Genomic DNA, 16739 nt, shown 5'->3' on the forward strand with positions numbered 1-16739 from the left:
TATGCACTCGCCATATTCATTGGTTTATATCCCTAGAATTTCGTTAACGGCGATTTCATGTCAGTATGATTGTTTAATATTTTTTATATAAGTCAGAGATTCAGGTCCTTTGTTACATATAAGATCTAAAATTGACAAATCTTCTAAAAACCCTAATTTGTCTGAAAAGGTCTGGTAATATTCTTCCATTTGAAACTCAGAAGGAAGTTTAGCCGAAAACTTTTCTCTAAAATTAATGCTTTCAGGATTTTTGATATATTCTACATTCAAAGACTGTGCCTTTTCCGTTTTCAGGATCTGCTGGATGATTTCTAATACTTTAAGATTGAAATCAAGGAGAAATTTCTCTTCCAGATCGAAGATTTTCTTAAACTTATCTTCATAATATTCAAAGTACGGCGAGCTCTGATACGCGGTCTTGATGGATTTCCAGTGCAGGCTTCTCCAGTCTTCCCTGTAAGAGATCTCAATATCTTTGAATTCTTTTTTACCGTTATGATTGACAGGAATGATTAAAGAAAGCTTTCCGTTGGCCCCATAGATATTGGCTCTGCTCCTATAGGTCTGCTTAGGGAAACTCTCAAACTGTTCAAATATAATCTCATTTTCAGGATTTAAAAACACTGAAAACCATGAAATCGGGGGCATATAAAATACCGGTAATAATACATTTGTCATGTTCATCATATTAAAAAATGAAGTATTTTTTCAAATACTTCATTCTATCTTTAAGTTTTAAATTAAATTATGCTTTGTCTTCCGTTTTCTTTTTTCCGAATAATTTTGTGAAATATTCCCATCCGAAAAACAGGATAAGGATCATGGCAGCTACCCACCAGTATGAAGTTTTATTAGCTTCTCCTGTGTTGGTTGCTTTAAACATTCTATCCCAACGGACTTTGAACGGTGCCTGATATGTAGAGCTGCTGTCTTTGAAAGCTCCCTGAAGGCTCATCCATGTAAACATTGGCTTTCCTACAATATTCTCTTCCGGAACGAAACCAAAGAATCTCGCATCCAATGATGCATCTCTGTTGTCTCCTACCATCATATAATAATCCTGCTGAATCGTATAATTATTTGCTTCTTTTCCGTTGATAAAGATTTTTCCGTTCTTTGTCTCAAGGCTGTTGTGCTCGTATTGTGAAATAATCCACTGGTATAGCGGAAGCGTCTGAGTATTAACTGCTACTACATCCCCTTTTTTAGGAATCCTCAGTGGGCCATACCAATCCTGGTTCCAAGGCTGATTGATCGGGAAGATCGACTGAGTGGTATCAATTTTTGTTTTGGCTTCGTCTCTGTAGTATACTGCAGCTTCTCCTTTAGGAGTAACATCCTCTTTCATATCAATGACCTGAGGAAGCTGTTTGATCTCTTTAGCGGTTTTATCGGTCAAGCCCTGAAAAGCATAAATATAACCTTTTTCATCCTGGATCTCCTGTACAGGTAAGAACCCATAGGTGTTATATAGAGCAGGAATATCCAACTGGCTTCCTGTATTGACAATATATCTGTGCTGTACTTCCTGATCGCCTAAAACGGTTTCCGGTTTTCCATTAACAAAAAGTCTTCCAGCTCTCATTTCAAAAGTATCACCGGCAGTGGCCACACATCTTTTAACGTATGGATCTTTTCTGTCGATCGCAGTATGTACGGAGTCTCTAGGATAGTTGAATACTACAACATCATTTTTCTGAGGCTTGCTGAACTGGAAGATTCTGGTATAAGGAAGTTTTATACCATCAACATATGATTTTGCATCATCTTTTGGATTTCCTTTCTGTCCTGTATCCATAATAGTCCCCTGAAGGAATGGTATGGCAACAGGACGCATCGGCATTCTGTATCCGTAGCTCCATTTGTTCACAAAAAGGAAATCACCTACAAGAAGTGTTCTTTCCATGGATCCTGTAGGAATCCCGAATGGCTGGGTTACAAAAACATGGATAATGGTTGCAAAAACCACCGCAAAAGTGATAGATCCGATGAAGGTATCTTTCTTTTTTGCCATTTTCTCATCATCGGTAATGAACAGGTCGTTGGCATTTTCATCTTCTATTTCAGCATCTTTAGAGTAGTTCACTGTCGCCATATAGATAAACGGCAGGATTACGGTAAGCAACTGGTCCTTGAAAAGAGATTTTCCAAATTTCTTCATTAAATAAATATGGAAAGCAGACATCATAATAGGTCCTACTATCGGAAGATAGGACAGGATAGCCCACCATTTTGGATGTTCCGTTTCCTTTAAAATAAGGAAATAATTATAGAAAGGTATAAATGCAAATACGGGATTGTGTCCCATTTTTTTGAACAGTTTCCAAGTGGAAATTCCCATCAGTACAGACAAAATGAGAACATATACTGTATAAGTTAAAAAATAATTCATAGTTTTTTGTGCCTATTCTGATAATATAAATGATCAATGATGATTAATAAATGATAACATCATTACCTGTTATTAGTTTACTATTTAGCGTGTTTGTTACAAATTAAAGCCCCAAAACGTCTTTCATTGTGAAATTTCCTTTTTTATCTTTAATCCATTCTGCCGCCACTACAGCTCCGAGTGCAAACCCGTCTCTGTTGAAGGCTGTATGTTTGATTTCAATTTCATCAACTTCACTCTTGTAATAAACGCTGTGGGTACCTGGAACTTCGTCTTCACGAATAGCAAAAATTCCCAGTTCCTGATCTTGCGTTTCTTCCAGCTTCCAGGCGTTAAATTTAGGATTATTTTTGATGATTCCTTCAGCAATTGAAATTGCGGTTCCACTGGGTGCATCTTTTTTATGAACGTGGTGAATTTCTTCAAGCTGGCATGAATATTCATCCACATTTTTCATAATATCGGCTACTTTTTCGTTAAGGGCAAAAAATAAATTTACACCCAAACTAAAATTTGAACCGTATAAGAAAGCGCTGTCGTTATCTGCAGCAATATTTTCAACTTCTTCTTTTTTCTCCAGCCAACCTGTGGTACCGCAGATGACCGGAATTTTATGTTCAAGACAAGCTTTGATATTGTCAAATGCCACTTCAGGAAGTGAAAATTCAATAGCTACATCCGGATTATTAAGATTTTCAGCGGATGGAGTCTCTTTCAGGCGGGCTACTATTTCGTGACCTCTCTTCTGTGCGATCTCATCAATGATCTTTCCCATTTTACCGTATCCAACTAATGCTATTCTCATGTGATGTCTTTATTTATAATGATCCTTAACCCTAAGGTTGGTATCAACTTTATTAAAAATTTGTTTTAAAATCTATAACTTAAACTTACGCCTGTTTTCGGAGTAGAAATCCCGTACTGATCCTGGATCACTGTAGGATTAAAAGTAAGATCCGGGTCATGGCGGCTTTCGTAAAGATGGGCATCTACCACTGCATCTACGATGTTTAGGATGTAGATCAGACCTGTAATCGCTATTGCGTAATCTCTTTGTCTTTTATATCTGTCCTGAGCATTTCCAAAAGCCTTTTTATCCAGCCACGGATGACTGTCTACAAATTCGTTTGGCGTTCCATTAAGTTTTGCTACGTAATATTCTCTATATTTTTTGTACTGGTTATTGCTCCACAGCGTGTATCCAATACCAGCACCCATAGCCCCCCAAACAATAGGGATTTTGATATACCTTTTATTGTAATACTGCCCAAGTCCCGGTAATACTGCAGAATACAGTCCGGCTCTGGTAGGATTCAGTTTGATGGTTTTCTTTGTGGGACCGTTGGCATTTTCAAGATCCTGAATAATCTTAGCTTCTGTTTTTACAGGTTTTGCCGGCTTTGCAGATGGAGTCACAACTGCAACACTATCCTTAGGAAGTGGGCCTACACGAACTGTATCGCTGGGCGTTACCTGCGAATAAGCGAAAGCAAAAGTGTACAAAAAAAATGTGAAAAATATTTTCTTCATTATTTAATATGGGATAAAATATATTCCAGTTCTTCTTCATTTTTGAAGTCCAGAACGATTTTACCTTTTTTACCGTTTCCGGAGGTTTTGATCTCTACTTTTACATCTAAAATATCAGCGATTGTTTTCTGGGCTCTTTTAAAATTATTGGAAAGCTCAGCATTTATTTTTTTCGCTGCCGGTGATTTAGGATTCTTCAATGCTGTCGCGGCCTGTTCAGCCTGACGTACATTGAGTTTTTCTTTAATGATCAGGTCAAATAGGATCTGCTGGTGTTCTTCACTTTCAAGACTGATGATAGCTCTTCCGTGTCCTGCAGAGATTTCACCGCTTCTGATCGCGTTCTGAATATCAGGATTTAACCTTAATAGCCTGATAGAGTTGGTAATGGTACTTCTGTCCTTCCCTACTCTCTGGCTAAGATTTTCCTGGGTAAGACCGATCTCGTCCAAAAGTCTCTGATAGGTAAGGGCAATCTCTATAGCATCAAGATCTTCTCTCTGAATATTTTCAACAAGAGCCATTTCCAGAAGCTCCTGATCGTTTACTAAACGGATGTAAGCAGGAATCGTCGAAAGTCCGGCAATTTTACTTGCACGGTAACGTCTTTCCCCTGATATGATTTCGAATTTCTCACCGTCTTTCCTTAAGGTAACTGGCTGGATTACCCCTAAGTTTTTGATTGACAGAGCAAGTTCGTTTAATGCTTTTTCATCAAAATAAGTTCTTGGTTGGGTAGGATTCGGATAAATATCTTCAAGGGCTACCTCTACAATATTTCCTACAAACTTATCTGCTCCTTCATCGGTAGCGGAGTTGATACTCGCTTTGGATTCAGCACTTAAAATAGCGCCTAAACCGCGTCCCATAGCTCTTTTTTTGTCCTTCATAGATATAATTGATAAATGATAATTGATAAGTGATGATCACCCATTCACTTATTGTCCATTTATTATTAAATTAATTTTTTACTAAATTTTCGTTCTTCAACAGAACTTCTTCTGCAAGCTGAATGTACTGGATAGCTCCTTTACTTTCTGCATCGTAGTTAAGGATACTTTCTCCGAAGCTAGGTGCCTCACTTAACCTTACGTTTCTGCTGATGATTGTTTCGAAAACCATGTCAGGGAAATGTGAATTCACTTCTTCAACGACCTGGTTTGACAATCTCAATCTGCTGTCGTACATGGTAAGAAGAAGGCCTTCAATCCCAAGATCTTTATTATGGATCTTCTGTACATTTTTCACGGTATTCAAAAGCTTACCTAATCCTTCCAATGCAAAATATTCGCACTGAATCGGAATAATCACAGAATCTGCTGCGGTAAGCGCATTGACTGTAATAAGCCCTAAACTCGGTGCACAGTCGATAATAATATAATCATAATCGTCTCTCACCTCTGCCAGTGCTTTCTTCAGCATGTACTCACGGTTTTCTTTATCCACGAGCTCAATTTCTGCTGCAACAAGGTCAATATGTGAAGGAATGATATCCAGATTGGGAGAAGCTGTTCTTTTGATACAGGTTCTTGTATCGGCGCTGTGCTCCAATAGATTATATGTAGAGTACTGAACATCATCTACACCAAGCCCTGAGGTTGCATTAGCCTGTGGGTCAGCATCGATAAGGAGTATTCTTTTTTCCAATACCCCTAATGCTGCCGCCAAATTTACAGCTGTGGTCGTTTTTCCAACTCCACCTTTTTGATTAGCGATACCTATGATTTTTGCCATTATTAGAACTTTAGGTGTCAAAAATACACTTTTTTCTTTGCTCTATAGGAGTGGCGAAATTCAAAATTGAGTTAAAGTATTGTTAATAAACAGTTTAACAATTAAAAAAATTATCCACAAAAAAAATTCTTTGTGGATAACTATTAAGATTTGCTTTTTTATCTCAATTATTCAAAGTTCATTGTGATTGGAAATTTGAAATAACTTCTTACGGTTTCGCCTTGTTTATTTTTAGCAGCTTTCCAGGTTCCTCCGATACTTTTAATGGTTCTGATCGCTTCTTTATTAAATTCAGCATCCTTACCATCCGCTTTAATTCCGGAAATAGTTCCGTCCTTTTCTACAACAAAAGTAACCACTGTTCTCATTGTTTCTCCGGTTCCGTCAAATCCTGAACCGTCGAATTTATTGATCACTTTATTTCTGAATGACTCAAGCCCTCCTGGAAATATTGCTTCTGCACTTAGTTCTCCTTTATTTGCTATATGATTATCATCCACTTTTGGAGCTGGTGCAGGAGTATCCTTTATAACCGGCCCAGTCCCTATAACAGGAGGAGGAGGAAGGTAGCTATCAGATTTTACAGGATCTCCTTTCAGGTTATCGATCAGTCCAGGAATTGCATCTTTAGGTTTATTCTGTTTAATTGGCTCTATTGCATCACTTTTAGGTGTGGGCACAGAAGTATCCACTTGTTTCACATTTGGCGGAGCAACAGGCTGAACAGGCTTTACAATTTCTACAGGTGGCCTCTGTTGATCATCAACCTTTTTTAGTTTAATAACTACTGGAGGCCCGTCTACAGGTACGTGAAAAGACGGTTCGCTTGTAAACGCCGAAATTACAAGGGGCGTTATTGAAATGGCAGCCAATAAGCTTACTCCCACAAAAAGTGCTTTGGTTAGTATTCTATCTGATTCATTTCTTAATGCATAAGCTCCGTATTCTTTGTTGCGGTGCTCAAAAAGAACTTCGTTGAAACGAAATTCCTGATTTTGGTTTAGGTGTTTCATCACTATTAAATATTTAAACTGTTAAAATCAGTGATTATTAGTTTTAATGGCTTTTTGCAAAAAGTTTAAAATCTCAATCAACAATCCTGCCAAAAAAATACATAAATGTTAATTATTTAACGAATTATATGAAATATTTAATAAAAAGCCGTTTCACTGTATTAAAAGGGTGAAAACACTTGTAAAATAATTATATGCTATGTGTAGGTTTACCAAAGATTTAAAAAATAAACTTTAACCAAAAAACAACACTAACATGAAAACTGTAAAATTTACAATCTGTCTGGTATTTTTATTCTGTATTAAAATCCATGCACAAACCTATCAGAATACGACAGCTACATCCGCTGTAGATGGGATCAACAGACTTGGAGACTGCGGCGCCAATGTACAGCCGGGCGTTCACATGTCCACGATAAGCATTCCTATTGCAGGTACTATCGCTGATCCTACAAAGATCACATTCAATCTTTCTCTTAACGCAACCTGGCTGGGAGACGTCGCTGCAGATATTATCAGCCCTTCGGGAGACGCCATTACACTGATAAGAAGAATAGGAACTTCCACCAATAACAACAGCTGTGGAGATTCATCCAACTTTCTTCCCGCGAACGTATTAAGTTTTAATTCTGCCAATTCCAATCCTATTGATGCCGCAAGTTTAACAGATTCTCAAAATGTTCCGGCAGGTAACTATATCCCAACGATCGGGTCAGCAAAGTATCCTACCCATAATATTGTGGGTATGAGCACTTTTTTAACGGGAAAACAAATCAGTGGTGACTGGACATTGATTATTTACGATTATGGCGCAGGTGATACAAGTAATATTTCTTCATGGCAAATCATTCTGAATTCCGGAGCTGTTTTAAAAACAAGCGAATCAGGAATTTTCACCAGTGAAATTATAGTTAAAGAAAATCCGGTAAAAGACAAATTATTATTAAAACTTAGCCATAATGATTTTAAAAGTTTGATTTTAGAAATTTATGATGCTTCAGGGAAATTAATAAAAACAGAAAGTATTCCAAGACAAGCTACCGATTTTGAAATGAATGCTTCAGATTGGTATCCCGGACTCTATTTATTGATTCCTGTAAAAGACGGTGACAGGAAGCAACCCATAAAGCTACTGAAAAAATAAAACCATTTATTGAACTTAAAAAAAATCACCTCTCTTACCGGGGTGATTTTTTGTACTCCATTGTAGAATACCACTGCTCCATCAGTATTCTAACAACAATTATTTGATAAAAATAACACACATAATTTAAAACAAATTCAACATAAATTAAAAAACAGTGAAAACCACACCTTAAAAACAGGAAAAACACTGTTGATTTACTCACACCACTGAAATACATTTGTACTATAGAAAATCGGGGATGCTGAAAACCAAAAAGAGTAAGCAAAGAAAATTTTAAAAACTTATAATTATGCCAACTTTAACTCAAGAAGCAAAAACAAATTCATTAATGAGTATGCTTTTAAAGCAAGTCTATGACACGGTAACCAACGGTGGAAATCCGGAATCTTTAGGAACCGATGATTTCATTGCCTTTGATCCGGTAGGGATTACACTTTCTGAAGATACTTTCGATTATGCGCTGAACGGACTTTTCGGAGATGCACCTTCTCCAAAACCAATGCTGGACGGAACAGGAAAACCTATTCTGGACGCCAACGGAAATCCGAAAATCGATATGGAGGCCTACCAAAATGCTTTATCTAACAGCAAATTCAAAAAATACCTTCAGATGGAGCAGTTCGCAGCGATGACCGACGCTATTCCTTCCCAATTACCTCCCCTTACTGAAGACGGAAAAGGAAGAGCGATCACGATTATGAATGATTCCCAAAAGAGGGTTTCAAAAGTATACGAGGATCTTTTGCAGTGGTCTGTAGTTGTTGACACGGATTTTGATCAAAAAGTAGAAAAGAAACTTGATTCTCTGAGAGATAAATTATTCAAAATCAAAAAGGTAAAGAATCCTGATTTTGACGAGAATGCTCCGGTAGATGACCTGAACAAGCCTGAGCTGATCCACACTTTTGTAGCGCCTACTTATGCTAAATATGTAGAGTATCAGATGAAGTATTATGATATCGTAGATGCGAACAACGAAATCAGAGTGGCTGCAGACAACGGGGACACCGATGCTATGGCTAAGGTTTCTATTGACGGAAAAAACATGAAAAAGCGGGAAGAAGCCGCTTTAAAGGCATGGCAGTCTTTAGGCTACAAGGAAGCTGTGGAAAGAATTCAAAATTATCTGAGCGAAATTGAAGAAAAGCATATGCTCGTGATCAAGAAAAGGATTCAGGCAGAATTCAGAAACAGTCAGAGGACCAGAATTTTAGATTACACCAACTATTCTCCTTGTATTCCGGTTGCAGCCAACGCATTAAGGGAATCGAAAGGCTGGCCCGAAATCTCTATCTCACAAGGAAAATCAAATTATGATTATTCTAAATCTATCCACAACTGGGGTGCTGCCGGAGGTTTCAGCATGGGATTATTCTCTATCGGAGCCAAAGCGGGAGGAAAAAATGAAAAGACCAAGATCAATTCTGATTATACCAGCATGGATATTTCCTTCAAAATCGGAAAGGTAAGAGTGGAAAGAGGCTGGTTCAATCAACAGTTTATAGAATCTAAATACTGGAAACTTCACGAACAGTCTCCACAAACATTAAACGGTGACATGATCAGTGATGGAAAAGGCAAAGGATTAATGCCGTCTATCATCACGGAACTGATTATTGCAAAAGATGTTTCTCTGAATTTTAAAGACAGCAGCTCAGCATACACTGAGGCTAAAAATTCAGTATCCGGTGGTGGTGCAGTAGGAATAGGACCTTTCGTGATCGGAGGAAACTATAGCTACGATAACCAGAATGTAAAATCCACCTATGAATGGGAAGGCAAAAAGCTGGTCTCAAAAGGAATTTACATCATCGGATACAAATGCCATATTGTCCCTAAATCTCCCAACCCGAATCCGGAGATCAAAAAATGGGCAGACGGAAAATCATAATGAGGTAATGAAGTTTGAAGCCGGAAGAGGGAAGTTACTGGAATCCTAAAATACAACGATAGTGCAGTTTTATTATTTTATTAAGACTACTTTATAAATTTTACGGCATCTGTTCAATATAAATGTTCAGGAGTAACTTCCAGCCTTCCTCTTCAAAATTCCAACTCATTAATATCATTTTCTTTAACCCAAACTGAGATTACTTATATATCCTTCTCAATAAGAATAGCCGGCAGAAGTTTTTTCTGCCGGTTATTCACCTAAACTAAAAACTATAACCATGAAATATTTTGTAGCCGTTTACCAGAAGCTTAAGAATATCTATATGTCGCAGAGTTCGATGGAAAATGACCTGCCTATGATCTGCCCCTCTCTTCGGATATATGATAATGAGGAACTGGAGCTCCTGAAACCTCAGAGTCTGCTGAACGATGAACAGAAAAAAGCACTTTCTATCATTAAAAAACAGAACGTTGCTTATGAGCTAAACTCTGTTCCTATTTCTCAGAATTTCTGGGATCTGAATCCTAACAATTCTTTATTTGATATCTACAGAGATATTCTGGACAAAAACAACCTGAAAAATCTGGAGGAAAATCTGGACAAAGTCCTGGACAACAAAAGCACGGTTCTTTTTGATGCTAAAAACAGTGACACCAAGGAATTTAAAGCTTATAAAAAATACAGAACATTATTTGAAGAGGCCGTTAATAAAATAACAGACCATCTGATGGTATTGGACGGACTTGACACTGAAGAAGAAAAAAGCAACTGGAACGACACGCTTATCAACCTGAATAATCTGAAAGAGCTGGCTTTTTCTGAATGGAAGGTTAAAGGAAGTAAAGACAGCATTGAAAAGGAACTGGCAAGGATCAACAAATCCTCTGATGCTGACCTCTATCTTGCCATGGCACAGAATGCGAAACATACTTTTGAGGCCGCTGAGAAAACGGATGTGATCAGCAATTCTTCAATCCACGATATCAATTTTATTCCATATGATTTCATGGAAAATGAATCCGGATGGAACAGCATGCGCATTGAAAAATCTGAACTGGAGGGACTTCATTCTGAGGCGAAAAACAGCAATGAAAATATTCCTTCTGAGATTTTATCTATAGATTATGATGAAAGCATGATCCAGGCTGTGGAAGTAGACTATTCTTTCGTGCATTTAAAAAGAAACTGGTTCAATAAAAATTTTATGCTGTCGGATTATTTTGAATGGAAAGAACCTAAAAAAATATCAGACGGACAGACCATCTCCAACGATTTTAAGCTTCCGGCTTTTCCGAAAACCATGATTCTGATCAAAAATCTGAAAGTGATTCTGGACCCGTCTATTATCAGTACCAGTGTCAGCAATAACGAGCAACTTGTTTATTTCGGACCGATGGTGATGAAGCAACAGGTTTTTGTCAACAAAAATAATAATCAAAGGTTTCTGAAAGCGATCACCAATGTAAAAACCATCAAGTCTGACCAATTTAATTATTTAGCTAAGAAAACAGCTATTGCAGGAGCTCAAAAAGCAACGGTTATTAATGGTTTTACTGCCAGAACCGCTGTGGAATCGGAACCTTTAGAAACAATGAAAACAACAGCCAATGCTTCCTTCGCCGGTAAAACGAACATGGGAAACCTTATTAACACTATTAAAAACTTAACACCGCTGAATCCGGTTCCTCATGGAGCAAGTCCGGTACAGCCTGCGCCCCAACCAGCCACCCCCATTAAAGTACCCTGGGGTTCATGGGACCCTAAGTTCCCTACTATTCCAACTCCGACACCAATTCCCACCCCTATTCCATTACCGTCTGCAGGTGCTGTTGTACAATTCAGAGTTTCGGATAAAATTAATAGCGACCCCATCTATAAATGCGCTATTTCCATTAAAGGGACGAACAACAACCGGATCTTTGAGATCGAAAGCAATGAAGCCGGTATAATCAATCAACTCATCCCTCTCGGCGAGTACAGTATTGAACTGAGAATCGATGATTACGCCATCTTAAATCAGAGTTTCAGCGTTACCAGCGCAATGCCTATTAACCTGGAATATAAACTCCAGAGGGAAGAAGTCAAATTTAAGTCGTTCTTTCTGATCGGAATGATTTGCGAGAGAATGCCGCGAATACCGGTTAATTAGATGCTAGACTTCAGATGCCAGATGCCAGATGTCAGACATGAGAGATGAGACTTTAGACTTCAAATTTTGATACATATCTAAAACTATTCACTATTCACTATTCACTATTCACTATTCACTATTCACTATTCACTATTCACTTATAAAAAACATTACCATGAGACTTTTAAAACATTATACAAAAGCACCGGAAGTACTCACCTTATGTGAGATCCTTTACCAACTTGGATACGACATTAAGATCTCGGATTCATTCACCCTGGAAGTAGATGCAGCCGTGAAGGATTTCCAAAGTAAAAATTCTTTGGTTGTAGACGGAATCGTTGGGGTAAAAACCTGGTCCGTTCTTCTTGAAAAAGATGAAAGACCTGTAAACCAGACCGATAAATTCCTGAAAGAGAGCGACCTTGTTAATTTTGCAGATGAATACAATCTGGAACTCGCTGCCGTAAAAGCTGTGAACGAAATTGAAAGCAGCGGAAAAGGATTTTTGATCAATAATAAACCTAAAATTCTGTTTGAAGGTCATGTTTTCTGGAATGAACTTAAGAAAAGAGGTATCGATCCTAATTCTTATTACAATTCAAACAGCCAGAACGTTCTTTATCCGAAATGGACCAGAGTGCATTATCAGGGTGGTGTGAAAGAATATGACAGACTCAGTGAAGCCATCAGCCTCGACAATAGTCCGAACTTCGAAGAGGCCGCATTGTCTTCTGCTTCATGGGGAAGTTTTCAGATCATGGGCTATCACGCTAAAAATTTAGGCTATAGCGATGTTCATCACTTTGTTTCGCAAATGGAACTCAATGAGGGTGCCCATTTGAAAGCATTTGGGAAATTTCTGGAGAAAAATAACTGCCTTGTTCATCTCAGAAATAAAAACTGGGCGGGCTTTGCAAAGCTTTATAACGGAGCAGGATACAGGGAAAATAAATATGATGAAAAACTAGCTAAGGCTTACGCCAAATATTCTCAAAATTAAATAATTAACTTTTTTATTTCCCACAGATGACGCAGATTTCGGAGAGAATTTTGTGGGATCTGTGGGATTTTGTTTTTATAGCTGCTGTAAACCACCCCGTCAAAAATTCTTTGAATTTTCGCCACCCCTCCGTGGGAGGGGAACTAAGGGCCGACGTATTCCTTTCGTTATGAAAATATTTGATTTTCAAAAAACTTAAATGATCTTCTTTTTGTAAGGCTTTTAAACTTAAATAACTGAAGTGCTTAAAAAACTTTCGTGTCTTTTGTGGTTGCAAAAAAATGTAGTGGATATCGCATTACGAATTTAAACAACCCTTCTTTTCATCATTAATTCAATCCTATTAAAAAGAAAGGACATTTTGAAACAGGTTTTCCGGAATCGTTTTTATAACAAAGCTTCAATCAGCTAAAATTCAATTTTTTACAAATCGACACTTTTCAGTTACTAATTGATAATCAAACGGTTATATTTATGCTTTTTTAACATTAGTTTAACATTTTTGCTTATCTTTGCCTTTCGTCAAACAATCAGGGATGTCTTTATATCAACAAATTGCAGAAAAACTACAATATATAAGTCCGAGTTTTTACAAGAAAAGATATTTTAAAAATTTAAACCATCTTACTCAAGCTAATTTTTCGGCACGGAATGTAGAACCGGAACTGGTATGGATCAAAGAGTACCTTCCCAAAAATGCTGTAATACTGGACATCGGGGCCAATGTCGGGACTTTTCTTTATCAACTGGAAAGCAAACTGAATCATGAAAATATTTATGGTTTTGAACCGAACAAAAAGCTTTACCGACGTCTGAAAAGGCTTTTCCCAAGAATGAGAGTATTCCCCCTGGCTCTCTCTGATGAAAACACGACCGCTGAATTTAAGGTTCCGATTATTAACGGCAAACAGATTGCTTCCCGTGGAACTTTAAACACATTATACAAAGAAAAAGGTGAAGAGGAAAGCTATACCGAAAAGGTAAAGGTGATTAAACTGGATGAATGGGCTGCTATAGAGCACTTCGACAAACTGGACTTCATCAAAATAGATGTGGAAGGAAATGAAATGAAAACCCTTTCCGGCGCTAAAAAAATTATCAAACAGTTTCTTCCGACATTAATGGTCGAAATGGAACAGAGACATCATGACAATCCCATCTGGAATGATATTTCTGAAGTAAAAAGCTGGGGATACGAAGCAAAATATCTTAACCGTGACCGTTTTAAGCTGGAACTTCTGACGGAAGAGATTTTACTGCACAATACAAACGATGAAAAAAATAAAACCAGCTATATAAACAATATTATTTTTACGCCAAAAAACCATTAAAAGAACATTATGAGTGTAGTAGCGAGACAGGGCTTCAAATATTCCATCATAGGTTATATTGGTTTTTTACTGGGAACCTTTTCTATATTTATTTTCACAAATAATCTTGAGTTCTACGGAACATTAAGATACATCATGCCAACAGCAGAAATGCTGGTTCCTTTTGTAGTTTTTGGGATTTCTTATTCCAATGTGAAGTTTTTCAACAAAGTAGATAAAGATGGAAAACGGCACAATATGCTTTCGCTTTCGCTGGCTGCAGTTTTTATCAATTTCATTTTGTTTTTGTTCGTTTTTTTTCTGCTCCCCTATATTTTTCCGGGATTTAAGAATATGAAAGCATGGAAGATTAAGGAAATCATCCTTCCTCTTACATTAATGCTTTCATTTTGTGCTATTTTCAATAAGTATATTTCAAATTATAAGAGAATTGTTGTTTCAAACATTTTCGATAATCTTTTTCCAAAAATCGCTAATCTGGGCGCTTTCCTGATTTTCATATCTTTAGTTTCACACTATCCGGCAACCTCATCAATACCTGAAAAAACAGCATTGCTATTTTTCTTCGGAATGTTTTTTCTAATGTTTATTGGTTATATTTTTTACACGAACAAGCTGGAAAAAATTCAATTTGATTTTAGTACGGAATATTTTAAAAAAGATCATTTTTATAAGGAATTTGTAGCTTATAGTTTCTTTGGATTTTTAGGAACTTTTGGTAATTATCTTGCCATCAACAATTTTATGATTGGAGAATTTCTGGGAATGGAAGAGGTTGGAATCTACTCTATTCTGTATGCTCTGATTTCATTAATCTCTGTTCCACAGCTGGGACTGTTTAATATTTCTGCCCCGATTATCAGTAAGACATTGGCTGATGGTGATATGGAGGAACTTGACCGATTTCATAAAAAGACATCTCTATCTTTATATTTTTTAGGGGCGGTCCTGTTTTCATGCATTATGGTAGGCTTCCCCTATCTGACTCATTTTATGCCAAAAAACGGAGTCATGTTAAGAGAATATGAACCTGTAGTCTGGATTTGGGGATCCGCTGTTTTAGTTGATTTAGCAACAGGGTTTAACGGAAATATCATTTCACTTTCCAAGTATTATAAATTCAATATTCTGGTCATGCTTCTTCTTGCAGGACTCACTATTGGTTTGAACTTTTATTTTCTAACAAATACAGATCTGAAATTGATTGGTGTTGCTTTGTCAACCGCTATTTCTCTCACCACTTATAATGTGGTGAAAATTGTATTTAATTATTTTGTATTTAAAGTTTCTCCGTTGACGATTGAGATGATTTTCGTTTCGATTATCTGTACTTTAGCGATAACAGTCGCCATTGTTTTACCTACTTTCAATAATAATTTCATCAACTTAGTATACAAACCAGCTGTTGTTTTGATCTTGATCTATATCGGAAATCATTTCACTAAAGTTTTCCCGATTGAGGATTATGTAAATGTAAAATTTATTAAGAGTATTTTTAAATTTAAATAGAAACTAAGCCTGACAGAACATCTTCAAGCTTTTTCAGCACTGCCTTTTTGCTGTAATTTTTCTGGAAATCGAAACGGGTGTTTTTAAGCTCTTTAAACTGCTCTACTATATTTTCCTTCTCAGGAATAATAAATTCTAATTTCGACGGATAGTCTTTAGGAAAAACGGCAATTTTACCATATTTGATGGTATCTCCTAGGTTTCCGGTCATTTTTGTACGCCCATAAATTTCTTCCCTGCTGAAAAATTCTGCTTTCTGCTGAATAGGACACCATAAAACGTCTGCTTTCTCCATGCCTTTTTGGAAATCAGTATTCGAAACCCGGTCAGAAAAATACTGTATGGAAACATTTTCAGGAAGTTTTTGCGACAGTTTTTCAAGCTGTTTCAGTTCGTCATCTTTAGCTTTCCCCAGAAATATGAATTCACACTTTTCACCGGTTTTTAAATGTTGAATTATTTTAAAAACACGATTGTAATCTCTCCTTTTTTGAGAAACTCCCCCGGGAACAACAACGACAAGACCCTTATTTTCCTGTTTTTCAATAGGTTCATTATAAAAAAGAGGCAGGAATTTATAAGTATCTGATGAAAGTTCGTCGTCCAGTATCAACAGGCTTTTGGCATTCCGATAGGTCTTCGATGTGTAAAATAAACCTTCTTTCCACCACAATTTCAGCCGGTACACAAGATCTCCCTTGAAAATACTCTTCATCAGAGCCCCTTTTGAGGCTACTGAAAAATTGATATTGTGAACAATAACAGCTGCATTATACTTTTGAACCAATGCATGAAAAGTGTTGAAATACCGGTGAACCGTCCCAATAATAATCAGGTCATATTTTTTTAACTTCAACTGCTCCATGATCATAGAACTGTCAGATAAAAATACAGTTTCTCCGGTCTCTTCCACTATATCTTTAATCTTTTTAGAAAAATAATAATCTACACTAAAGTCCGAAGAATCCTTCATAATATCCATGAAAGCCTGCGCAATTTCTGCGTGGGTATCTATTTCTATGTAGGCGATTTTTTTCAATTAGGGATTAGGGATT

General features: G+C 37.0%; 14 protein-coding genes. 6 read left to right on the forward strand and 8 right to left on the reverse strand.

The genetic code is table 11. The annotated features are described in order from the left end of the window. Window positions 1-60: 60 nt before the first annotated feature. From NZD88_RS04740 to NZD88_RS04770, 7 genes are all read right to left on the reverse strand, one after another. Complete coding sequence (locus NZD88_RS04740) at window positions 61-684, reverse strand: WbqC family protein (RefSeq protein ID WP_185194890.1); 624 nt, start codon at window positions 682-684, stop codon at window positions 61-63. 61 nt (window positions 685-745) lie between these two features. Continuing rightward, window positions 746-2392 (reverse strand): signal peptidase I, encoded by a 1647-nt coding sequence (gene lepB, locus NZD88_RS04745; RefSeq protein WP_259827821.1) that lies wholly within the window; start codon window positions 2390-2392, stop codon window positions 746-748. A gap of 103 nt (window positions 2393-2495) precedes the next feature. After that, window positions 2496-3197 (reverse strand): 4-hydroxy-tetrahydrodipicolinate reductase, encoded by a 702-nt coding sequence (gene dapB / locus NZD88_RS04750; RefSeq protein WP_259827823.1) that lies wholly within the window; start codon window positions 3195-3197, stop codon window positions 2496-2498. A 65-nt stretch (window positions 3198-3262) separates the two neighbouring features. Continuing rightward, complete coding sequence (locus tag NZD88_RS04755; protein ID WP_259827824.1) at window positions 3263-3922, reverse strand: DUF5683 domain-containing protein; 660 nt, start codon at window positions 3920-3922, stop codon at window positions 3263-3265. Next, window positions 3922-4812, reverse strand: a complete 891-nt coding sequence (locus NZD88_RS04760) for a ParB/RepB/Spo0J family partition protein (protein ID WP_259827825.1) — start codon at window positions 4810-4812, stop codon at window positions 3922-3924. Before NZD88_RS04760 ends, NZD88_RS04755 begins: the two co-directional genes overlap by 1 nt. Before the next feature lie 70 nt (window positions 4813-4882). Beyond that, on the reverse strand, window positions 4883-5656 hold the full coding sequence (locus NZD88_RS04765; RefSeq protein ID WP_259827828.1) for a ParA family protein: 774 nt from the start codon (window positions 5654-5656) through the stop codon (window positions 4883-4885). Window positions 5657-5823: 167 nt separating this feature from the next. Next, entirely contained in the window at window positions 5824-6669 is an 846-nt protein-coding gene (locus NZD88_RS04770) for an energy transducer TonB (RefSeq protein WP_259827829.1), read from the reverse strand. 256 nt (window positions 6670-6925) lie between these two features. Here NZD88_RS04770 and NZD88_RS04775 point away from each other — a divergent pair, with 256 nt between their 5' ends. The 6 genes from NZD88_RS04775 (at window position 6926) to NZD88_RS04800 (ending at window position 15684) form a co-directional block, all read left to right on the forward strand. Then, window positions 6926-7813 carry a T9SS type A sorting domain-containing protein gene (locus NZD88_RS04775; RefSeq protein ID WP_259827831.1) on the forward strand — a complete coding sequence of 296 codons (888 nt, stop codon included), beginning with the start codon at window positions 6926-6928 and terminating at the stop codon, window positions 7811-7813. A 292-nt stretch (window positions 7814-8105) separates the two neighbouring features. Then, window positions 8106-9707 (forward strand): hypothetical protein, encoded by a 1602-nt coding sequence (locus NZD88_RS04780; protein WP_259827833.1) that lies wholly within the window; start codon window positions 8106-8108, stop codon window positions 9705-9707. 280 nt (window positions 9708-9987) lie between these two features. Continuing rightward, complete coding sequence (locus NZD88_RS04785; protein WP_259827834.1) at window positions 9988-11859, forward strand: hypothetical protein; 1872 nt, start codon at window positions 9988-9990, stop codon at window positions 11857-11859. A 157-nt stretch (window positions 11860-12016) separates the two neighbouring features. Next, entirely contained in the window at window positions 12017-12844 is an 828-nt protein-coding gene (locus NZD88_RS04790) for an N-acetylmuramidase family protein (RefSeq protein WP_259827835.1), read from the forward strand. A 536-nt stretch (window positions 12845-13380) separates the two neighbouring features. Then, the gene (locus NZD88_RS04795) at window positions 13381-14175 is read left to right on the forward strand and encodes an FkbM family methyltransferase (RefSeq protein WP_259827836.1); all 795 of its coding nucleotides are present in this window, start codon (window positions 13381-13383) and stop codon (window positions 14173-14175) included. 9 nt (window positions 14176-14184) lie between these two features. Beyond that, entirely contained in the window at window positions 14185-15684 is a 1500-nt protein-coding gene (locus NZD88_RS04800) for a lipopolysaccharide biosynthesis protein (RefSeq protein ID WP_259827837.1), read from the forward strand. Here NZD88_RS04800 and NZD88_RS04805 read toward each other — a convergent pair. Beyond that, on the reverse strand, window positions 15677-16723 hold the full coding sequence (locus tag NZD88_RS04805) for a hypothetical protein (RefSeq protein ID WP_259827838.1): 1047 nt from the start codon (window positions 16721-16723) through the stop codon (window positions 15677-15679). The genes NZD88_RS04800 and NZD88_RS04805 overlap by 8 nt on opposite strands. Window positions 16724-16739 lie beyond the last annotated feature (16 nt).

The organism is Chryseobacterium pyrolae (genome assembly GCF_025153485.1).
GTDB lineage: Bacteria > Bacteroidota > Bacteroidia > Flavobacteriales > Weeksellaceae > Chryseobacterium > Chryseobacterium antibioticum.